The organism is Rickettsia endosymbiont of Hedychridium roseum (assembly GCF_964028255.1).
Lineage (GTDB): Bacteria > Pseudomonadota > Alphaproteobacteria > Rickettsiales > Rickettsiaceae > Rickettsia > Rickettsia asembonensis.
In genome coordinates, this window is record NZ_OZ034753.1 from 480,353 (window position 1) to 501,935 (window position 21,583).

Sequence of the window (21,583 nt, forward strand, 5' to 3'; positions counted from 1 at the left end):
CTTGAAAAATTGGCTACGTCGTCTTTGTAAGTTCTCGGATGCTCACGTATTAAGTATACGCTCCGCTCCTCGACTTACAGACTCCTTGATCTTTTCCAAGTTGATCTTCGTATCCCAATTCTTCATTTCGCAGGAATGACATACAACAACCATAACGGAATTTGATAAAAAGGAGTATTTTGAGATTTAATATGAGAAATATTATATATTTTATACTATCACTATTATTTAGCTTTAAAGGTTATGCACTTGAAACAATAAATATTGAGCATGGGCGAGCTGATCCTACGCCTATAGCAGTTAATAAATTTAATGCTGATAGTTCTGCTGATGACGCCGTAGGTCACGATGTGGTTAAAGTTATCTCTAATGATTTAAAGCTTTCGGGGTTATTTCGTCCTATTTCCTCTGCATCTTTTATAGAAGAGAAGACAGGAATAGAATATAAACCGCTTTTTGCTGCATGGCGTCAAATTAATGCTAGCCTTTTAGTAAACGGCGAAGTTAAAAAACTAGAAAGCGGTAAGCTTAAAATTAGCTTTATATTATGGGATACGTTGCTTGAAAAACAGCTTGCCGGCGAAATTCTTGAAGTACCGGAAAATTTATGGCGAAGAGCAGCACATAAAATTGCCGATAAAATTTATGAAAAAATTACCGGTGATGCCGGTTATTTTGATACTAAAATAGTGTATGTATCGGAAAGCACTTCTTTACCGAAAATAAAAAGAATTGCTTTGATGGATTATGATGGGGCTAATAATAAATACCTTACCAATGGAAAGTCACTAGTATTAACCCCAAGATTTGCTCGTTCAGCGGATAAGATTTTTTATGTTTCATACGCAACTAAAAGAAGAGCTCTTGTTTATGAAAAGGATTTAAAAACAGGTAAAGAAAGCGTAGTAGGTGATTTTTCCGGTATATCTTTTGCCCCTAGATTCTCACCGGACGGTAGAAAAGCCGTAATGTCGATAGCTAAAAACGGCTCAACTCATATTTATGAAATTGACCTTGCTACTAAACGGCTTCATAAATTAACTGACGGATTCGGTATTAATACCTCTCCTAGCTATTCACCGGACGGTAAAAAAATTGTATATAACTCCGATAGAAACGGGGTGCCTCAATTATATATCATGAATTCGGACGGAAGTGACGTTCAGCGTATTAGTTTTGGTGGAGGTTCTTACACTGCTCCTAGCTGGTCGCCTAGAGGAGATTATATAGCATTTACTAAGATTACTAGAGGAGCTGAAGGAAAAACTTTTAATATCGGAATTATGAAAGCATGCCCCCAAGATGATGAGAATAGTGAAAGGATAATAACAAGCGGATATTTAGTCGAAAGCCCTTGTTGGTCGCCTAACGGACGAGTTATTATGTTTGCTAAAGGTTGGCCGTCGAGAGCTAAAGCTCCAGGGAAAAATAAAATATTTGCAATTGACCTAACAGGTCATAATGAAAGAGAAATTACAACACCAGCCGATGCTTCCGACCCTGAATGGTCAGGCGTGCTGAACTGATGTCATTCCTGTGAAAGCATTATTGCGTGGATCGTTTTATGTCATTCCCGCGGAAGCGGGAATGACATAGAGTAGGTTTTTCGATCCATGCAGGTCAAGACACTGGATGACAATCCAATAAGGCTTAAGCTACTTTTTTACTATGGTTTAAGATAAACTTTTTTATTTTTTCAAAAGCCGTATTCTCTATTTGTCTAATACGTTCCTTAGAAATATTATACTCATTGCTTAAAATATCTAGAGTTTTAGGAGTATCCGTTAATTTACGCTCTGTAAAAATACGGAGTTCTCTATCGTTTAAAATCTTCATAGCATTTGATAGTAACTTCCTTTTACCGGTAGAGTCTTGCTTATTAATAGCTATAGTTTCGGGAGTAGGGCGTGTTTCCGGTAATAATTCTATTAATTCTCCTGATTCTGCATCGTCGCTATTTATAGGGTTGTTTAACGATAAATCAGGACCTGAAATTCTAGTATTCATCTCAGAAACTTCATTAACCGAAACGCCTAGCTCATCTGCTATTTGTACGAAATCGTCGGCAGTAATAGCCCTTGAGTATAAATTGGTAATTTTATGCTTAATTTTATTAAGGCTAAAAAATAATTTTTTTTGTGCAGCCGTTGTTCCCATCTTTACTAATGACCAAGATTTTAATATATATTCTTGAATAGCGGCTTTAATCCACCACATTGCATATGTTGATAGGCGGAAACCAAGTTCAGGATTGAATTTTTTTACTGCCTGCATTAAACCTATATTACCTTCTGAAACCAATTCGGTAATAGGAAGACCGTAAGTTCTATAGCCACTTGCAATTTTTGCAACAAGTTTAAGATGGCTCGTTACTAATTTATGTGCAGCTTGTAAATCATTCTCTTCTAAATAGGATTTCGCTAATAAAAATTCTTCTTCTTGCGTAAGTGAAGGAATTTTATTGATTTTCTGTAAGTAGCTATAAAATCCTGATTCGCTAGAGATTGCTAATGCATTAATATTATTAGTCATACCAACCTTACTATTTTTCTTTATACTAACATATATATGATCTAAAATAAACTTTTTCTAGAGTATTTTTAAATAAAATCAAATAATGTCTAAAAAAATTAATGAGAATCTAGCTTTTTCCCTGCTAGGACTAATAATTAGTATGGTGTTACTAAGCTTTGCTTCAGTGCCTATCTATAATTTATTTTGTAAGGTTACAGGATATGGCGGCACTACTGCAAAAGAAACGGTGAGTGTGTATTCAAAGGTAAAGGGTACTAAGCCTATAATTATCGAGTTTGATGCTAATGTTGATAAAAACTTACCTTGGCGGTTTATTCCAAGGCAGCAAAGAGTGCAAATTGTTCCGGGGCAGAATACTCTCGTGTTCTATGAAACAGAGAATCTAGGCGGTAACGATATAATAGGGACATCCATATATAATGTTACTCCAAATAAAGCAGGAAAATATTTCGTAAAAATTCATTGTTTTTGTTTTGAAGAACAATTATTAAAAGCCGGCGAAAAAGTCTTAATGCCGGTTACATTTTATATAGATAAGGATTTTGAGCTTGACCCTGAAATGCAAGACATTAAAGTACTTACCTTATCTTATAGTTTTTTTAAAGTAAGAGAACTATAGATGTGAACTATAGCTGTCACCCCGTGGCTTGACCACGGGGTCCAGTTAATTATTAGTATTTTAAATTGTTTTCTGGATACCGTGGACAAGCCACGGTATGACAACGGAGCGTTTTTCAAGAGCTACGCAGGCAAAGCTAATCATTGATGCTCAATAATCCATTTACGAAGTCTAACAATCGGTGGAGTGTTTATAAGAGCGGTAGAAGGTAAAACTTTGCCGTTAGTATTGAAATTTATTATAGGCTCTATACCGTATATGCTATACCACGGCTTTAACGGTGAACTATTTGAATATTTACGGTGAAACCAAGATAAGAAAGGTGTCGTTTCTTCATATTCTATTACTTTAACCGATTGTGGATTTTTGTGATATATAAGGCTAAGTACCGATTGGTCGGAATGATGCCATTTATATTCATCGTAATTAGGATGAATATTATAATCTTTGCCTGAAAGAATTCTAATATCTTCACAACTTCTTAGCCATTTTTCAATAAAAGAACGAGAAAGCTCAGTATTACGCATAATAATAACTGCACTCCAAATATGATCGTTATTTCTACATTCTTCGTTCAGACAATCCATTAAAGCAAAAGTTTCGCCTTTAACAAAACTACCGTTTTTACGATCGCGATCATGTACCAGTAATATATCATTATCGCCTAAAAGATTTGTTAAATTATTGATATGCTTTTTAATAACAAAAGCTGAATCTAAATATACTATAATAGCTCCTTCCGGTGCATTTTTCATTGTTTCAAGTATAATATAAGGTTTCCATAGCCATAACCCCGCTCCTGCAGGTTCATTAAAAATTTCTTGATTTTTTTCTATAAATGCTTGATTTATATACTTTTTCTTATAGTTAAATATGAAATCTATACCTTTATTAATCGCATAGTGAGTAGTAGCATTTTGATTATGATAAACATATTCCGGACCGTCGGCATAAGAAACTAAATAAATAGGCTCTTTTATAGAATTCTGAATAGATAAATCTACTTTTTGTAATGATAAATCATTAATAAAACCTTGGCGTGCATATTCTAAGATAATCAGTACGAAATAAATTAGAGCTAATGTAATAATCGTTTTGTATAATACTTTAAATAACATATTATTTTATAATTTTTAATTTTTTAAGCTACGTTATTGTAAGGAGGTATTGCCCGCGTGGGTATTACCTCGTCATTGCGAGCAGCCGTAGGCTGTGCGGATCAATTTCATCTCTGTCATCCCGTGGCTTGACCACGGGATGACAGTATATCATGACTAATTGATAATTATTAAACAACGCCGATTATAGCATTTTAATATATTAAAAGATAGTGTTGTAATTTAATTATAAATTTAGTATAATTTGCTGTTTGTTTAAGGTTGGTATGATTAATTTAGGGGATAAGCAGTCTATAGTTGTCGCGATGTCAGGCGGGGTTGATAGTTCGGCAGTTGCCGCAATGTTGCATGAACAGGGACATAATGTTATAGGTATTACCTTGCAGCTATATGATCACGGTATGGCAGTAGGGGAAAAAAATGCCTGTTGTGCCGGTCAGGATATTTACGATGCTAAAATGGTAGCAAATAAGCTAGGTATTCCCCATTACGTACTTGATTATGAGAGTAAGTTTAAAGAGTCGGTAATAGATAATTTTGTTGATAGCTATTTACAAGGCGAAACCCCGCTTCCATGTGTGCAATGTAATAAATCAGTGAAATTCAGGGATCTAATTAAAACGGCTAAAGAGCTTGGAGCAGACAAGCTTGCTACCGGTCATTACGTACGAAAAATAAACGGTGTTCACGGGGCGGAGTTACATACAGGACTTGATCCGGCAAAAGATCAGAGTTATTTTTTGTTTACTACTACTAAAGAGCAATTGGAATATTTGAGTTTTCCTCTTGGGGGGCTTACTAAGTATGAAACACGTAGGCTTGCTAGTAAATTTGGGCTTGAGGTAGCAGATAAACCCGATAGCCAAGATATTTGCTTCGTACCTGATGGAAATTATAAGAGTGTAATAAATAAAATACGTCCGGGAGCAAGCGAAAGTGGCAAAATTATTCATGTAAACGGGTTTGAGCTAGGAGAGCATAGCGGTATAATTAATTATACTATAGGGCAACGTCGTGGCCTTGGTATAGCTTATAACGAGCCTTTATATGTAGTAAAGATTGATTCTAAGGACAATATAGTATATGTAGGACCGGAGTCTGCATTACATGTGCAGGAGTTTATAATTAAAGACATAAACTGGCTTGCAGATGAGATTAAAGATAATGAAAAGCTAGAAGTAGAAGTTAAAATTCGTTCGACAAGACCGCCTCGTCTAGCCGAAATAAGCAAACTCGACGATGATAAAATGAAAGTAAAATTTTTATCCGAAGAAAAAGCCGTTGCCCCTGGGCAAGCATGCGTTATTTATGCGGGAGATAGGGTACTTGGCGGCGGGTGGATTACTAGAGATATAAGGTAATCGCGTCATTGCAAGAGGCATTGCCTGCATGGATATCGATGTCATTCCTGCGAAAGCAGGAATGACATCGATATCCATGCAGGCAATGCCTTTAGTCACTCGTAATGACACAATTCACAAAAAAATAAGCTAACTAAAACAGGAGAAACTAATGAGTTTTTTAAGGAAGAAAAGTTTTGAATCAGTAAAAGAGATAGGTAGCTCAAGCGGTCTTAGCAAGACGCTTGGAGCATTCGATTTAATATTACTGGGTCTTGGTGCAATGATTGGTACCGGCGTATTCGTTGTTACCGGTATAATTGCTGCTAAATATTCAGGGCCTGCAGTAATGTTATCTTATGCGATTGCAGGTATTACCTGTATTTTCGTAGCACTTGTTTATACTGAACTTGCTGCGATGCTTCCGACTTCAGGAAGTATTTATACTTATTCCTATGTAGCGTTTGGTGAAGTATTCGCTTGGATGATCGGTAGCGTTATAATATTAGAACTCGGTGTTGCTGCAGGAATAGTAGCTGCGGGCTGGTCGGGTTACGTACAAGGAATATTAGCGGCAGGCGGAATTAATTTACCGAAAGAATTAACTACCGTACCGACAAACGGCGGTATAATAAATTTACCGGCATTTTTAATCTCGGTATTTATCGGCTTTATTTTATATTTAGGTACTAAAGATAGTAAGAGACTAAATGCAATTTTAGTTTTCATAAAAATGGCTGCAATATTTGTATTTGTACTCGCTGCTGCTCCTCATTTCGATGCTACTAACTGGAGCAATTTTATGCCTTTCGGTTTTAGTAATGTTTTAGTAGGTGCATCTATTTTATTCCTAGCTTTTACAGGTTTTGGAACGATTGCAACTGCAGCTGAGGAATGTAAAAATCCAAAGCGTGATATAATGATTGGTATTATCGGCTCGCTTGTTCTAACTACTATAGTTTATGTAACAATGGCAGGGCTTGTGACCGGTATTGCACCTTTTGATCAGTTAAATAACGATCAACCACTTGCTTATGCTTTAACTATTAATAATAGCAAGATTGGCTCTGCTATTGTTGCAACCGGTGCGGTTTGTGGTATGATGACGGTGTTGATGATGAATATTTACGGTACTTCTCGTATTTTTTATGCTATTGCACGTGACGGTTTACTACCGAAAAGTTTTGCAAAATTGCACCCAAAATATGATAGCCCGTATATTACGATTATAATATTTGCTTCTTTAGCTGCTATCCTTGGAGGATTTTGCTCTACGGAATTATTAACTCAATTAACTTCAATGGGAGCATTAATTGATTATATAACCGTCACAATAATAGTGGTATTATTTAGGGTAAAGCTACCTGATGCTCAAAGACCTTTTAGATGTCCGTTAGTATTTATTATTGTACCGTTTATTTTAATTGCTTGTGCTTATTTGCTATTTATTCAAATATATGACGGTGAATTTAATCTATTAACGGCAGGTCGTGCATTAATATATTGGTTTATTACGATATTTGTTTTATATATTGTAAGATCGTTCTTTATGAAAAAAGAGCAAAAATAGGTATACTCGTTTAATTTGAAAAATTGGCGTCGTTGTTTTATATTTTTTGATCCTCACGTACTAGTATGTACGCTGCGGTCAAAAAATATAAAACGCCTTGCTCTTTTCCAAATTAAACTTCGTCTACCTATTTTTTGTTTATTATAGGATACCCGAGTCGTCATTGCGAGGAGCGAAGCGACGTGGCAATCTTGTCAAGTATCCTGAGATTGCTTCGTCAATTACTTCGTAATTTCCTCGCAATGACGATTTGGTATCCACACAAAACCACAAAATTAAGCAAATGACTGAAAAGCTGCAACCACTCCGAGGAATGAAAGATCTATTGCCGGATGATTATAAAGTCCACAACTATATAATTAACAAGGCAAGAGATGTAGGAGTATTGTACGGCTATAAGCAAATGAGTACTCCAATACTTGAGTATACCAAAGTTTTTAACCGTTCTATGGGTGAAAGCTCTGACGTAATCAGTAAAGAAATCTACAGTTTTTTAGATAAAAGCAATGATTCCGTAGCATTACGACCTGAATTTACGGCAGGTATTATTAGAAGTTTCCTCTCAAACGGTTTGCAGCACAAACTACCTCTTAAGCTTTTCTCTACCGGTCCTGTTTTTCGTTATGATAGACCGCAAGCAGGGCGTCAAAGACAATTTCACCAACTAAATTATGAATATATCGGGGCTAAAGGTGCTATTACTGATGCTGAAACTTTGAAGTTAGCCGTAGATATACTTAAAGCACTTGAAATAGAGCAGGATACTATCTTAGAGCTTAACTCTCTTGGATGCAGCGAATCAAGAAGTGCTTATCAACAAAAGCTAGTAGAATATCTAAATGATTTTAAAGATCAATTATCGGAAGAAAGTAAAATAAGGCTGACCAAAAACCCAATGCGGATTCTTGATTCTAAAAGCGAAATTGATCAGAAAATAGTAGCTGCTGCTCCGGTTTTATCTGAATATTACACTGATGAATCCAAAGAATATTTTGAGGAGTTACTAAAATATCTTGATATTTTAGGCATGAAATATAGAATAAATCCACGTTTGGTTAGAGGGCTTGATTATTACTGCCATACTGCTTTTGAATTCACTACGAAAAAGCTAGGGAGTCAATCCACTATTTTGGCCGGCGGACGTTATGACGGGCTTGCTAAAATCATGGGTAATAATGATGATGTACCGGCTATCGGTTTTGCTGCCGGTATTGAGCGAATTGCTTTAATGCGGGAATATAATATATCTGAAGTAAAGCCGGTATTTGTATTACCGATCGGTGAAAATAATATTACTTACTCTTTAGAAATTGCCGATAAATTACGTTCGCAAAATATTGCTACTATTATAGAACCCGTAGGTAAAATAGCTAAAAGAATGCAACGTGTTCTTAATGAAAATGCTAAATTTATTATTTTCATAGGTGACGAAGAACAAGCAAATAATAGCCTCAAACTTAAAGATTTAGAAAAACAAGAAGAATATATAGTAGATTTTGCAAAAGTTCTTGAGTTGTTGAAGAAATATTAAATATTTATAACTTTTCTAAAACCTTTTCAATTATTCCTAAATTTAACCACGACATCTAAAAATATGATTATTATAAATGATTTAGCCATGAGTTATGGTGCAAGAATACTATTTACCGATGTAAATTTGCATATTAAAAATAATAAACGATATGGTTTAGTAGGTGCCAACGGAGCAGGTAAAACAACTTTTTTTAAAGTCTTGACTAAGGAAGAAGAGCCGGCTTTCGGCGATATTAACATACCTAAAAACTCTAAAGTAGGTTGTTTAAAACAAGATCAATTTCTTTATGAAAATACTAAAATTATAGATACGGTAATAGCAGGGAATAAGGAGCTATGGAAAGCTTTACAGGAAAAAGAAGAGATATTAAATAGACAAGAATGTAGCGATGAAGATGGGTATAAGCTTGGTGAGCTTGAACAAATAATATACGATAATGACGGTTATACCGCTGAAATTTTTGCAGCTAGCTTGCTTGTAGGTCTTGGAATAGCCGAAAAATATCATTATGAGCCGCTTTCTGCTCTATCAGGAGGTTATAAGCTTCGTGTTTTACTTGCACAAAGTCTATTTAATAATCCGGATATTTTACTACTCGATGAACCGACAAATCACTTAGATATTATTTCAATATATTGGCTTGAGAATTATTTAAAAAATTCTTTTAAGGGAATATTAATTTTTATATCGCATGATTTAGCTTTTTTAAATAATGTCGCAACGGATATTTTAGACATAGATTATGGAGAGATAAAACTATATACAGGAAATTATGATAATTTTGTTCAAGAAAAGCAGATAATAGCTGCTCAAAAATTAAGCGAGAGAAATTTCTTAGAAAAGAAAATAGAAAATATGCAGGCTTGGGTTGATAAATTTAGAGCAGGGACGAGAGCAAGGCAAAGTGCTTCTAGAGAAAAGCAGTTAGAGAAAATAGAATTGCCGGATATACAAAAATCTTCAAGAATTAGTCCGTTATTTAGATTTAAACAACTAAGAAATTCAGGAAAATTAGTATTAAAAATCGATCAAATAACTAAAGATTTTGAGAATAAGCAAATATTAGACCTTTTGCATAACGAAGCTAATAAAGAGGAATTTAAAGGAGACACGGAACGCAGCACCGCAGCGTACACAAGCGTACGTGAGGATGCGAGTACCGGATCGACGTATAAATTACCTTTAGAAGCAAGTTATGCAAAAGGTCTATTAAATAAAGTTAGTTTTAACGTATCACGAGGAGAAAAAATTATTATTATCGGTGCAAACTGTATCGGTAAATCTACTTTGTTAAAAATCTTAATGAATAAAATATCAGCAGATCAAGGTAGCTATGAGTGGGGATATGAATCACAAATATCTTATTTTGCTCAGGATCATCACGAGTTATTTAATGAAAATATTAGTATTATTGATTGGCTTAAAAAGCAATCTGAAAAGGAAACGGAAAATACTATTAGAAATACGCTCGGACAAGTATTATTCCGTAGCGATGAAGTAAATAAAAATATTTTAAGTCTAAGCGGCGGGGAGGGGGCAAGGTTATTACTTGCTAAAATGATGCTAGAAAAAAGCAATATTTTGGTTCTTGATGAACCGACAAACCACCTTGATATAGAATCAAGAGAAGCTCTTAAAAAATCTCTAATTGATTTTGAGGGTACAGTAATATTAGTAACGCACGATCGTGATTTTGCAAAATCCATAGCAACAAGAATTATTGCTCTTTCCCATAGAAAAAATCTTATTGATTTTAAAGGTAAATATGATGATTATATTGAGAAATACGGTAATGATTATTTAAGTTCTGCTATTAAATTATCCTAAGTTTTAGGCGGCTCTGGATATATAAGTGTGTAAATTCTAAAATAGGCATTAAATTCGCCCCTCAAATTTTATCAAAAAGTGAGCCATGGCCTCTCCCCAATTTTGGATAGGCATATTTCATTTTCGCGTAATATAGTCAATTGTCAAGTACAAAGTCTTAAATATAGAGTCGTCGTTAGGAAAACCCCTTTTGTTATTAGTAACCTTGCGTAATTGACTATTTAAACCTTCGATTGCATTGGTTGTATAAATGATACGCCTAATCACTTCTGGGTATTGTAAAAAAATTATCAAATTCTGCCAATTATTTTGCCATGATTTTGCAATATGTGGGTACTGTTTGCCCCATTTCATATCAAAATCAGATAAGGCAGTAAGTGCTTCATCCTCAGTGATAGAGCTGTATACTAGCTTCAAATCTGCTGCAAGTTCTTTACGATCTTTATAGCTTACATATGACAAACTATTTCTGATTTGATGTACAATGCACAGCTGATGCTCAGTTTGTGGATATACTGCAGATATCGCCTCACTCATGCCCGTTAGATTATCGCTACAAGCAATTAAGATATCTTTTAATCCCCTGTCTTTCATTTCAGTAAAATTATTTAACCAAAATTTAGCTCCCTCATTCTCGCTAATACACAAGCCTAAAATATCTTTCCTTCCGGTTAAATCTACACCTAAAGCTACATATACTGCCTTATTGATAATTCTCTTATCTTGACGTACTTTAACTATAAGTGCATCAAAATATACTATAGCATATATGGCTTCCAGAGGCCTATTCTGCCAACTCCTGACCTCATCCATAACATTATCGGTAACCCGACTAATAAGGCTTTCACTGTTCTCTGCACCATATAGCTCATGAATCTGAATCTTAATGTCAGAGAGGCTCATCCCTTTAGCATATAAGGATAATATCTTCTGATCTAATCCATCAATCCTAGTCTGACGCTTTGGCACTAGTACAGGAGAAAATTCAGCATTTCTATCACGTGGTACTTCAAGTTCCAATACTCCACCTTCAGTAATTAGGCTTTTTTTGCATACACCATTTCTACTATTGTCAGTCTCTATCCTGCCATATTTGTTATAGACAAGATGCTCATCCATCTCAGCTTTTAAGGCTCTTTCAAATATATTTTTAGTTAACTGCTTTAATATCCCGTCTTTGGCAAAAAAACTCGTTAAATCAGTATCTTTATCTATTAGCAAATCTACTGCTTGTTTTATCTTCTCTTGGTTACTGTTACTCATGTTATTCCTGATAAATTATATTATTGTTAATATAACCTATCCTAGAAATTTACACACTTAGTGAGACAGCACCTTTTAGGCATTGTCATTGCGAGCTGGCATTGCCTGCGTGGAGCGGTAAATGCTCTTTATGTCATTCCTGCTTTCGCAGGAATGACATCGATATCCACGCAGGCAATGCCACGCAGGAATGACATAAATGTTACTCCACATTATAAAACTCCAAATGATGACCGCTAATAAACTTTTTTACTTCAGCATGGTTACCATACTCATCAAACTTTAATAATAACCCTTGTTTGTTAAAATATAATATATTTGTAAATAGTTGATCATCACAGTCCCACTTAGCTTTAAAAGCCTTGTCCTTGATAAGTTTAACTCCGTTTACTCCTTGTTTATGATATATTATTCCTTTTTTTTAAGCAGAAACAAAAGACATAATTTTACTTTCATCAAAAATATTATAGATTTTTTTAGAAATTGTACCGTAACAATCAAATCCTCTATATTTACCGAGTGATATAGCCGTACCTTCATCTAATTCTTTATCAATTTTAATCTGTCCTTCTTTAGGAATATTCCAAGAATTATTATTAAAATGAGTAATCTTTTGAATGGCTAAATAAAATTTGTGTTTCTTTTTTAGTTGATAATATTGATGAATTTTTTTTGCATCATATTGATCAATTAATTGTTCTAAATTTTCTATTTGCTTATTATCGGGGGAATAGCTTGCAATAATTTCTTCTTTTTTTTCTAAGCTTAATTTATTTGCGTATTCTTGTACTTTTTTTTGATTATTATTTAATAGGGCGGTAACTATTCCGATTTCTAAAGTGCTTTCATTACCATCATCATTTTGTAAAGCATCTTCAACATTTTGGAAAATCTTTTCAGACTTTTCAGTAGTTAATTTAGTCTCATTATCTGCTATTAAAGAGGTATTAACAGCATTAAGAAGTTCTGCTTTTTCATCGGGCTTCAGAGTATTATTTTGAGGCAATATATAATTTGGGTCCACGTAACTCCGAACCTTTGTGATAGCTTTTTCATACAAATTTATTTGATGCTCAGGCATTTTATTGAAAATATCAGAAGCCGTTTCAAATTGCTTACTACATAGAGCGAGTGAGAACGCTAGTGAGGCATCACTAATTGCTTTTAGTTTGTTGGTTAATATTGATTGCTGTTTTTTTGTAATTGTTCGTTTATTGGAAATTTTGTTGTAAAAAGCCATGTATTCGCAGCCGTCATATTTATATATTATCGCAAGAATAATTATAATAGCTATCTATAGAACCTAGAAATTCAGATTTATAAATTGCAGTATTATATTCATAAGGATATTCTAAATATTTTTGCAATTTTACAGTATTTTCTTGAAACAATGAGTAATTACTTGCCGGTTCGTGCTTTGATAAATTGAAATATTTCCTTGCTAACCATTTCTTATCTTGAACATTATTAAAAGCTTTGATTTTTGAATATCCACCTTGTTGTTCTTCTTGTAAAAAATAATCTTCATAATCCTTATAATTTTTTGGAAGATTTAATATAAATCTAGAATATTGCTCTAACTGAAAGTTAGTTAACCAAGTAAATATAGAATATAAATTTTCTCTATGGTCTGAAGAAAAAATAACTGCAGCTTCTGATTGATTTGTATTTTCTCCTACCTCTGTTTCAATAACATCATTAGATAGTATAACTAACTCTTTATTATAATGTTCTTTATTTTCTTGAGCTTGAATGATTATGTCAAACATCTGAGTAGCTAATTCTTTTGAGGTAAATAATTGTTTGTATTTATTAAGCCATGGACCAAAAGCTATAGATTCAAGTTTTTCAAAATATTCGGTTAATTTCATGTGTAACTCTAGATTAAATTTAAGAGCGGCACTTTATATAAAAAATTGAGATAAATCAAGAGATATTAAATTAATGGTTTAAAAAATATGTGTCATCCCGTGGCTTGACTAACGTTGTTAGCCCGTTTATGTCATTCCCGCGGAAACGGGAATCCAGTACTTTAAAGCTTTTTTTAAAGCTCGATTTATCTCGCTTTATGCTGGATTCCCGCTTCCACGGGAATTACATAGGTGTCCACGCAACAATGACATACTCAAAATTTTTTCACATAACTTAATGACAAAAGTAAAATATGAATATATTATTTTATATACTCGTTTAATTTGAAAAATTGGCTACGTTATTTTTTACTTTTAATCCTCACGTACTAAATAATGTACGCTGTGGTTAAAAGCTTCAAAATGCCTTGCTTTTTTCCAAATTAAACTTTGTCTATCATTTATCAAGGAAGTTATGAGTACGGATATTAATAATATTAGCGATAGCTTAGAAATTGTTACGCAAGATCATTTATCGATTTTTTCTTTAATAATATCCTCCGACATTATCGGTAAGTCGGTTATGTTGATGCTGCTTATTGCCTCCATTTGGTCGTGGGCTATTATTTTGGATAAAATATTTAAGCTAGCACAAGTGCAGCGAAGAATGAAGAATTTTGAAAATGTGTTTTGGTCCGGTGGAGTATTAGAGCAATTATATGAAAGCATAAAGAGGTCGGTTAATAATCCGTTAGCTTTGATATTTGTCTCGGCTATGGATGAGTGTAAAAGTTTAAGTACTAAAGGGTTTTCCGATGCGTTAAAAAACAACCATAAAGAGCGTATAACGGGTGCAATGTACTTAGCTCAAAATAGGGAAGTCGAAAAGCTGGAGAAAAATTTAAGCTTCTTGGCAACTGTTGGGTCAAGTGCTCCTTTCGTAGGCTTATTCGGTACTGTTTGGGGGATTATGCACAGCTTCCAATCGATTGCTACTTCAAAAAATACTTCTCTTGCCGTAGTAGCTCCCGGAATTGCCGAAGCGTTACTTGCAACTGCGATAGGCTTGTTTGCAGCTATTCCGGCAGTAATTTTTTATAACTATCTTATTTCCCGTATTACTCTTATAAATAATAAGATTGAAGATTTTAGTAGAGAGTTAAATTCTATACTTTCTAAGGCAATTGATCAGGAGAAAATGTAATGGCTATAAAGCTTGCCGGAAGTAATAGAAAAAGTAAAAGAGCGGTAGTTAGTGAAATTAATGTTACTCCGCTCGTTGATGTGATGCTTGTGCTATTAATTATTTTCATGATTACTTCTCCAATGCTTGTTTCAGGAGTAAATGTGGATTTACCTGAGACAAATTCAAGTCCGATTTCAGGGCAGGATGAACCGCTAGTCGTTACTATCAATAATAAAGGTGAAATTTTCCTGCTTGAAACTCCTATAGAGAGAACACATTTAACCGACAAGCTTACAAATATCACTAAAGAAAAAAAGGATGCTAGAATTTTTGTAAGAGGCGATAGGAATGTTTCTTATGGGCAGGTGGTAGAGATAGTTGCCGAAATTCATGCTGCCGGCTTTTCTCGTGTAGCTCTTATTTCAAATATTAAAAATAATGAAAAGTAACCAAAATAGGGATAATTTTACGGTTTTCCTTAGCTTCTCTGTTGTTCTGCACTTACTTCTTTTATATTTTTTTCTATTCGGTATGCCATCGTTTTTTGAAAAGTTACCGGAAGAGCAAACTATAACTTTTGAAATGCTACCTGTTAGCGATAAATCAAATATTATCACTCAAACAAAGCAAAAAGAAGCTCCTATAGAAAATGAAGATGCTAAAAAGTCTGAGCAGAGTAAGCCAAAAGAAGAAGAGCCGCAGCAAGATTTGCCTAAAGAAGAAAAAGCTAAAGAAGCTGAGACCAAACCGGTAGAAGAAAAGCCTAAAATAGAAGAGAAAAAACCTATAGAAGAGCCAAAGCCTGAAGAGGCGAAAGAAGTGTTACCTGAGAAAAAAGAAGAAGTAAAAGAAGAAAAGCCTAAAGAAGAAGAAAAAAAGCCGGTGGAGGAAGTGAAAAAGCCTGCAGAAAAGAAAGAGGAAAAGAAACCCAAAGAGGTAAAGAAAAAAGAGCCTAAAACCGATGAGCTTGATTCTTTACTGAAGAATTTAGAGCAATCTTCTGAAGGGGATAATGTAAAATCCAATAAGCATCAAAGATCAAAAAAAGTTGATAATGCAAAAGAAGCTAAAGGTGTTTATACGGATGGGCTGCCTCTTTCCGATAGTGAAACATCTTTGATAAAAAGACAGATTGAAAGACATTGGAGTAATGTACCGGCGGGGGTTAGAGGTAATAATAAGGTAAAAGTCATTATTAGTATTACGCTAGATAAAGCAGGAAATGTAGAGCAAGCAAAGGTTAAAGAAAGAATTTGTCCTAATATTCCGGCTAGTGTTTGTGAAGCTTTAGCGGATAATGCAATTAGAGCGGTATGGCAAGCAAGCCCTATCGAAAATCTTGATCCTGCTCGTTTTAACCATTGGAAAGAGATTAATTTTAGCTTTGATCCAAGTAAATTGTAGGCTGGGTATTGCCTGTGTGGATACCAAATCGTCATTACGAGGAGGTATTGGTGCGTGGATCAGTTTCACCTCTGTCATCCCGTGGCTTGACCACGGGGTGACATAGTAGGTTTTACCGGTCTACGTAACAATGCCTTCCCGCGTAGGCGGGAATGACATAAAGTAAAAATCCGGCACTATAATTGCCTACGCGGGAATGACATTAAGAACCATGAAATAATTTAAAAATATTATTCATCATGTTCGTGGTGGTCACCGATTAATTCAAGCCCCATATCTTTTCGCTCATTATCAAAACAACAGTAGCAGCAATAACCTATCAAGAATAATAAAGTTGCTCCCATTAAAAGTAGAGTCAAAGCAGCATTACTAGAGCTTGCTAACTCATATTCTGAAGGTAATAAATCCGTAGGGATGTCTTTGTTCATAAAACTTAGTTATTATGTTTACTATTTATAAATAAAAAAACTCTATAACTTTGTCTATTAAAATTACATTTATTTCATAAAGTTTTAAGAGCAGGATAAGTAAATAACAATAAATGGCATAAATTTAGACCAAAATGTACTATCATAGAGCATAATATTTTATTGGTCTTGTATATGTATAACCATAGAAAAAACCGCATATAGTGCTTAAAGCTATATATATTAGCCCGCCTTGAAAATGTGCGACCCCAAATATTAAAGATGCTATAATAACAGCTAAAATTTGCCGGTTCTGTAAAAGATTTTGTAATGTTCTTTGTAAAAATCCTCGAAAGAATGTTTCCTCAGCTATACATACGAAAAAGAAATTATTAATTGCCCATATCGGTAATATGCTTGGGATTTTAGGTTCAAATAAGACGTAACCGCTTATTAAAGATAGAACCATAATTATTGCTATACATAGTAATAGAGAAAGAGAAGTATATCTTATAGCATTCGTATGTTCTTGTTTTTCTAAAATATATAAATCACTGACAGAAAAAATTATTAAAGCCGGCATTATCTTATCAAAATTTAGATACATAGAAAACGGTATGGATAATTCCGATAATTGTACTTTATTAATAGCAAGTATATTAAAAAATCCCGGAACTTTATGAAAAGCAAATAAAGTAAAACAAAGGGAGATTAATATAAATAATGAGGTTTTTAGTATTTTATTTAGCTGTAAATTAAAATAGGCATAGGTAATAGCAGTAAAAATAGATAAAGCCCCAACTCCTATAATATTTATTACGCCTTGATATAAAGCGGCTAAAATTGTAATGCCTATGCCTAAATATGCAGGTCTTTTATCACGACAAAATAAAGATATTAAGATTGTTGTAATGAGAAAAATATAGGTGATAGTTAAGGAGGACATATAAATCTTTATAAAAAACTATTTTTAATATATAGTTATTTTTTAGCATTAAAAATAGAAAAATTATTAAATATTGGATTTTAAAAAGAAAATATAAAAAATAATCATAAGAAAAACCAATAAAATAATATATATGTAATTGGGAGACTTTATGAAAGATATAGAATATTGGGAAAAAAATTTGGAAAGCTGTAAATATTCACATAAATTAATCGAAAGGCTTTTATTTTTAAATACCCAAGTAAAACAACCTGTTGATATTAGAGAAGTTAAAAAAGGTATTTATTATGCTCGTAAATATCATGGTAAGCAAATGCGTCAATCAGGTGATCCTTATTATTCTCATCCAATCGCAGTAACAATTATGGTAGCGGAATTTGTAGCAAAAGAAGTGCCTAAACTCTTTACTTTTAGAATGCTACAAGCTGCATTACTTCATGACACTATTGAAGATACTGAACTTACTGAAGAAATGATTAGTAACATTTTTGATGAAGAAGTAGCAAGGCATGTAGAAGGTCTAACTAGAATTAAACCTTGTGGAAAAATAAGTAGCAAGAAAAGTCTTATTTTATTAATTAAACAAAAAAGATACGATACTGCTCTTATAAAACTTTTTGATAGGATACATAATTTACAAACTTTAGAAGCAAAATCGCCTGAAAAAGCTCATAAAATAATTAAAGAGACATTAAAAAGCTTTTTAGTGTTAAGTGAAATACTTGAAATACATTCAGTTTCAGAGCTTATATATGCTGAATGTTATAAAAATAATTTAAAGTTTAATATAAATTCTACTTTTAATAAAATTATAAATTTCGATTCTTTTCCATTCTCTCAAAATAAGTTACTCCCATAAAGAAAGTTATACCTACCGGAATGAAAATTAAAAATAATCCCCAATATCCTAGATAATTGGTAATATAAACTAAACCAAATGACGTTATAATATAAGTAAATAATTTTGCTATTGCACTTAGCATACTAGTATATGTAAATCTCTTAAAAACCGGAAAATATTTATAAAATATAGGAGCTGCCGGTACGTAATCAAATACGAATAATGCAGCTAAACATTGAAAAATAAAAATATATAAAGGAGTAGGGTTATAATTTAACATTATAGGAAAAAAAATGAGAGAGGTAAAAAATAGATATAATTTTACCTTTAAGATTTTTAAAGGATGGATTTTATAGCTAATAAATGCAAGACCGATAATACCGAGTAAATCTATTATAGATACCAAAAAATTTTGATTTATAATTTGATTCGGAGTAAAACCACATTCTCTTTTTAATATATCAGCACAATATATATACACGAAATAAAAACACGGAGGTCTAGCACATTGGATAAAGAAATACCAAATAGAAGTGGCGTTTGGAACTTGTTGATCTAGAATGTCTTTGTCAATTTCTTCAAGCTTAATATTATTTTCTTGAAGTCTTAGTTTTAATTTATTTTTTTTATTTGAAAATTCCGCTGCTTCTTTTAAACTAGTCCTCGCAATAGTACCTACAAAAGCAATAGTTGCACCAACAAAAAAGGCTATACGCCAACTTGATTCATGTTGATAAATATTTTGATTAGTAAAAATTGATGCAATACCTAGTGCTACCGTCGTACCTACGGCAGAAAATACGGTTATAATTGCTACTAACGGATATTGTATAGGAGGAGATGAGTTTTCGGTTAAGTACAGCTCTGCACCTCGTGCTTCTGCAGTTGCCGACATACCTTGAATTATACGACATATAGTAAGAACCCAAGAGGCTGTTATACCTATCTGTGCATATGTTGGCATACTGCCTATAATCACACAAGTAATAGCCATTAATAGAGTAGTTAAAATAACTACAATCTTACGTCCAAAATGATCTCCTATATATCCGAATATTAATGCTCCTATAGGTCTTAACAAGTAGGTAGAGCAGAAAGAAAAGGCAGTAAGCAGCGAAAAAGTGAAAGGATCATATTCCGGAAAAAATAAATTATTTAAAAGCACCGCCATATGCACATAAAGCATAAGGTCAAAATACTCTAGAAATGTACCTATAGAAAGTAATCCGACAGCTTGTTTTTGTTCTTTATTTAAACTTCTTTGTTCTTTTTCGTAGCCTAACATAACCTTTATATAATAATTAGATTACGAAATAGTCTATACTTTTTTGGTTAAAAGTCAATAAAGGATTAAGAATTTCTAATAAATATTATTATAAAATATTTAGGTTCCGTAAAGTTATCTAGTCTAAAATCTTCAAATTATCTATTTTTCTCTGAAAGCTTTAAATGCAGTATCAGTAACGGGATCAAGTAAATATCTAAGTAGTGTTCTAGTACCGGTTACGATTTGTACCTCAGCCTGCATACCGGGATGTAATTCAAGATTTTTAACTTTGGCAACTTTGTTAAATTCATCCATATCAATTTCAACTCTTGCAACATAATAATTATCTTGCTGTTGTCCCGGATGTTGTCTTTCATCTTGTACGATATCGGGTGATATGCTTACTACTTTACCGGTAAATGTTGGAGTCGTTCTTGATTTAAATGCACTGAAACGTATTTTTGCAACTAGTCCCTCATGTACTGAGTCAATGTTTTTTTGAGATACCTTTGCTTCTATTATTAATGGATCATTAATTGGCGAAATTTCCATAATAGGTTGTCCGTGACTTATAACACCGCCTATTGTATGATATTTTAAATTATTAACTATGCCGTCAACAGGTGATCTGATTATCACACGATTAAGCGAATCCGTCAGGGAATTATATTTTTCTTTAAGAGATGCTGTTTGTACTTGAGCTTCACGAAGCTCTGTTAAAGTCCTTTCAGTATATTTATTTTGCTGATTTATAATTTTAATTTGAGTTTCGGTAATAGCATGGCGTATCCCTGCTATTTCGGCTTCAGTTGTTGCAACATCGCTTTTTGAAGCGGCAACTTTTGCCTCTTGGTCTAATAAAGCTGCTTTTTGTACAAAGCCTTTTTCTTTTAACGTTCTTAAAGCTTTTAAACGGTCTTGATAGACTTCAGCAGTTTTTGAAGCGGCAACTTTTTTTGCTTCTAAACCTTCAATTTTTTTCTCAAGTTGAGCAATATTTTGATGTAATGCATCTTTCTCTGAGTTATATACTTCTTTTCTAGATCTAAATAAATTTTCCTGTGTATGAATTATTTTAGCTACTTCCGGTAAATTTATATCCTGCATTAGAAAATCAGAGAATTCGATTTGTTCTAAATTATCACGTTCGGCAATTAAACGATTTTCAGTTGCTAAAAAATTACGGTACTGACCAAGAATATTTTCATGTTCGCTTTTTATTCTAGTTTCTTCAAGCTCTATTAACTTATCGCCTTCTTTGACTTTGTCACCTTGCTTAACGTAAATAGCATTGATTATTCCACCTTCATTATGTTGAATCGTTTTTTTATTTGTGCTTGGCATTACGATACCGACAGCTACAGCACCGCTATCAAGAGGGGCAAGAGCCGCCCATAATCCGCCTATTAATACTAAAAAGATAATAACATAAATACCGAAAAGTATAGGTGACCTTGCAGCTTGGGCTACGTTATTACGATCTTTATCTGTTTTTTTGGTAGTAAAATTAACAAACCTGTCAAGCTTTACTAATAAGAACTCTATAACGTGAGAGGTTTTCTTTAATGTAGTATTTATTAAAGCTTTACGTTTAGAACTTTGACCTTTAAGGTTTAATGAATCTTCGCGTAAGGACAATAATTGTTTCAATTGTTCCGGAGTAATTTGAGGTTTATTGTGTTTTGAGTCCTGCATAATATTTAATCATTATTATTTTTAGTCAGCATTGCTCTCGGTGTCATTCCTGCGTGGACCGGTAAAATCCACTGTGTGTCACCCCGTGGCTTGACCACGGGGTCCATAAAAACAATAAAAATACTAATAATATTAGTATTTTTAACTGGATGCCGTGATCAAGTCACGGCATGACATTAAT

Annotated in this window: 22 protein-coding genes and 1 pseudogene; 13 read left to right on the plus strand and 10 right to left on the minus strand. The window is 33.4% G+C overall.

The window, feature by feature from the left end; all coding sequences use genetic code 11:
* Window positions 1-191: 191 nt before the first annotated feature.
* Window positions 192-1,526 (plus strand): Tol-Pal system beta propeller repeat protein TolB, encoded by a 1,335-nt coding sequence (gene tolB, locus AC5587_RS02800; RefSeq protein WP_410527297.1) that lies wholly within the window; start codon window positions 192-194, stop codon window positions 1,524-1,526.
* Between the two features lie 124 nt (window positions 1,527-1,650).
* On the opposite strand, the gene rpoH is transcribed toward tolB, so the two are convergent.
* Window positions 1,651-2,532: an RNA polymerase sigma factor RpoH gene (gene rpoH, locus AC5587_RS02805; protein WP_499162781.1), complete on the minus strand. Its 882-nt coding sequence runs from the start codon at window positions 2,530-2,532 to the stop codon at window positions 1,651-1,653.
* Between the two features lie 85 nt (window positions 2,533-2,617).
* Here rpoH and AC5587_RS02810 point away from each other — a divergent pair, with 85 nt between their 5' ends.
* Entirely contained in the window at window positions 2,618-3,154 is a 537-nt protein-coding gene (locus AC5587_RS02810) for a cytochrome c oxidase assembly protein (protein WP_410527295.1), read from the plus strand.
* Here the strand turns inward: AC5587_RS02810 and AC5587_RS02815 are convergent.
* A complete protein-coding gene (locus AC5587_RS02815) occupies window positions 3,124-3,273 on the minus strand; it encodes a hypothetical protein (RefSeq protein ID WP_410527294.1) in 150 nt (49 codons plus the stop codon). The two genes, AC5587_RS02810 and AC5587_RS02815, sit on opposite strands and share 31 nt — an antisense overlap.
* 21 nt (window positions 3,274-3,294) lie before the next feature.
* Window positions 3,295-4,272 carry a hypothetical protein gene (locus tag AC5587_RS02820; protein WP_499162782.1) on the minus strand — a complete coding sequence of 326 codons (978 nt, stop codon included), beginning with the start codon at window positions 4,270-4,272 and terminating at the stop codon, window positions 3,295-3,297.
* Between the two features lie 266 nt (window positions 4,273-4,538).
* On the opposite strand from AC5587_RS02820, the gene mnmA reads away from it, so the two are divergent.
* The 4 genes from mnmA to abc-f all read left to right on the plus strand — a co-directional run bounded on the left by mnmA (window position 4,539) and on the right by abc-f (window position 10,543).
* On the plus strand, window positions 4,539-5,633 hold the full coding sequence (gene mnmA, locus AC5587_RS02825) for a tRNA 2-thiouridine(34) synthase MnmA (protein ID WP_499162783.1): 1,095 nt from the start codon (window positions 4,539-4,541) through the stop codon (window positions 5,631-5,633).
* A 151-nt stretch (window positions 5,634-5,784) separates the two neighbouring features.
* Window positions 5,785-7,182 (plus strand): amino acid permease, encoded by a 1,398-nt coding sequence (locus AC5587_RS02830; protein WP_499162784.1) that lies wholly within the window; start codon window positions 5,785-5,787, stop codon window positions 7,180-7,182.
* A 283-nt stretch (window positions 7,183-7,465) separates the two neighbouring features.
* Window positions 7,466-8,713, plus strand: a complete 1,248-nt coding sequence (gene hisS, locus AC5587_RS02835) for a histidine--tRNA ligase (protein ID WP_499162785.1) — start codon at window positions 7,466-7,468, stop codon at window positions 8,711-8,713.
* A gap of 63 nt (window positions 8,714-8,776) precedes the next feature.
* Entirely contained in the window at window positions 8,777-10,543 is a 1,767-nt protein-coding gene (abc-f, locus tag AC5587_RS02840) for a ribosomal protection-like ABC-F family protein (RefSeq protein WP_499162786.1), read from the plus strand.
* A 48-nt stretch (window positions 10,544-10,591) separates the two neighbouring features.
* Here the strand turns inward: abc-f and AC5587_RS02845 are convergent.
* Window positions 10,592-11,806, minus strand: a pseudogene (locus AC5587_RS02845) (IS256 family transposase).
* Between the two features lie 60 nt (window positions 11,807-11,866).
* On the opposite strand from AC5587_RS02845, the gene AC5587_RS02850 reads away from it, so the two are divergent.
* The gene (locus AC5587_RS02850) at window positions 11,867-12,046 is read left to right on the plus strand and encodes a hypothetical protein (protein WP_499162787.1); all 180 of its coding nucleotides are present in this window, start codon (window positions 11,867-11,869) and stop codon (window positions 12,044-12,046) included.
* Between the two features lie 181 nt (window positions 12,047-12,227).
* On the opposite strand, the gene AC5587_RS02855 is transcribed toward AC5587_RS02850, so the two are convergent.
* Window positions 12,228-13,046 carry a hypothetical protein gene (locus tag AC5587_RS02855; protein WP_499162788.1) on the minus strand — a complete coding sequence of 273 codons (819 nt, stop codon included), beginning with the start codon at window positions 13,044-13,046 and terminating at the stop codon, window positions 12,228-12,230.
* Between the two features lie 19 nt (window positions 13,047-13,065).
* Window positions 13,066-13,677: a hypothetical protein gene (locus AC5587_RS02860; protein ID WP_410527433.1), complete on the minus strand. Its 612-nt coding sequence runs from the start codon at window positions 13,675-13,677 to the stop codon at window positions 13,066-13,068.
* 128 nt (window positions 13,678-13,805) lie between these two features.
* On the opposite strand from AC5587_RS02860, the gene AC5587_RS02865 reads away from it, so the two are divergent.
* The 4 genes from AC5587_RS02865 to tolA all read left to right on the plus strand — a co-directional run bounded on the left by AC5587_RS02865 (window position 13,806) and on the right by tolA (window position 16,246).
* A complete protein-coding gene (locus tag AC5587_RS02865) occupies window positions 13,806-13,955 on the plus strand; it encodes a hypothetical protein (protein WP_499162789.1) in 150 nt (49 codons plus the stop codon).
* Between the two features lie 176 nt (window positions 13,956-14,131).
* Window positions 14,132-14,860 (plus strand): protein TolQ, encoded by a 729-nt coding sequence (tolQ, locus tag AC5587_RS02870; RefSeq protein WP_499162790.1) that lies wholly within the window; start codon window positions 14,132-14,134, stop codon window positions 14,858-14,860.
* Window positions 14,860-15,291, plus strand: a complete 432-nt coding sequence (gene tolR, locus AC5587_RS02875; RefSeq protein WP_499162791.1) for a protein TolR — start codon at window positions 14,860-14,862, stop codon at window positions 15,289-15,291. Before tolQ ends, tolR begins: the two co-directional genes overlap by 1 nt.
* Window positions 15,281-16,246 carry a cell envelope integrity protein TolA gene (gene tolA / locus AC5587_RS02880; RefSeq protein WP_499162792.1) on the plus strand — a complete coding sequence of 322 codons (966 nt, stop codon included), beginning with the start codon at window positions 15,281-15,283 and terminating at the stop codon, window positions 16,244-16,246. Before tolR ends, tolA begins: the two co-directional genes overlap by 11 nt.
* 230 nt (window positions 16,247-16,476) lie before the next feature.
* On the opposite strand, the gene AC5587_RS02885 is transcribed toward tolA, so the two are convergent.
* Both AC5587_RS02885 and AC5587_RS02890 read right to left on the minus strand, forming a co-directional pair.
* Complete coding sequence (locus AC5587_RS02885) at window positions 16,477-16,674, minus strand: hypothetical protein (RefSeq protein WP_410526735.1); 198 nt, start codon at window positions 16,672-16,674, stop codon at window positions 16,477-16,479.
* Window positions 16,675-16,816: 142 nt separating this feature from the next.
* Window positions 16,817-17,599 (minus strand): CPBP family intramembrane glutamic endopeptidase, encoded by a 783-nt coding sequence (locus AC5587_RS02890; RefSeq protein WP_499162793.1) that lies wholly within the window; start codon window positions 17,597-17,599, stop codon window positions 16,817-16,819.
* A 151-nt stretch (window positions 17,600-17,750) separates the two neighbouring features.
* Between AC5587_RS02890 and AC5587_RS02895 the strand changes: the two genes are divergently transcribed.
* On the plus strand, window positions 17,751-18,458 hold the full coding sequence (locus AC5587_RS02895) for an HD domain-containing protein (protein ID WP_499162794.1): 708 nt from the start codon (window positions 17,751-17,753) through the stop codon (window positions 18,456-18,458).
* Here AC5587_RS02895 and AC5587_RS02900 read toward each other — a convergent pair.
* Together AC5587_RS02900 and AC5587_RS02905 are read right to left on the minus strand one after the other, a co-directional pair.
* Window positions 18,409-19,725: an MFS transporter gene (locus AC5587_RS02900; protein WP_499162795.1), complete on the minus strand. Its 1,317-nt coding sequence runs from the start codon at window positions 19,723-19,725 to the stop codon at window positions 18,409-18,411. The genes AC5587_RS02895 and AC5587_RS02900 overlap by 50 nt on opposite strands.
* A 141-nt stretch (window positions 19,726-19,866) precedes the next feature.
* Window positions 19,867-21,402 carry an HlyD family type I secretion periplasmic adaptor subunit gene (locus AC5587_RS02905; RefSeq protein WP_499162796.1) on the minus strand — a complete coding sequence of 512 codons (1,536 nt, stop codon included), beginning with the start codon at window positions 21,400-21,402 and terminating at the stop codon, window positions 19,867-19,869.
* A 75-nt stretch (window positions 21,403-21,477) separates the two neighbouring features.
* Here AC5587_RS02905 and AC5587_RS02910 point away from each other — a divergent pair, with 75 nt between their 5' ends.
* The gene (locus tag AC5587_RS02910) at window positions 21,478-21,576 is read left to right on the plus strand and encodes a palindromic element RPE4 domain-containing protein (RefSeq protein WP_499162797.1); all 99 of its coding nucleotides are present in this window, start codon (window positions 21,478-21,480) and stop codon (window positions 21,574-21,576) included.
* Window positions 21,577-21,583: the final 7 nt, after the last annotated feature.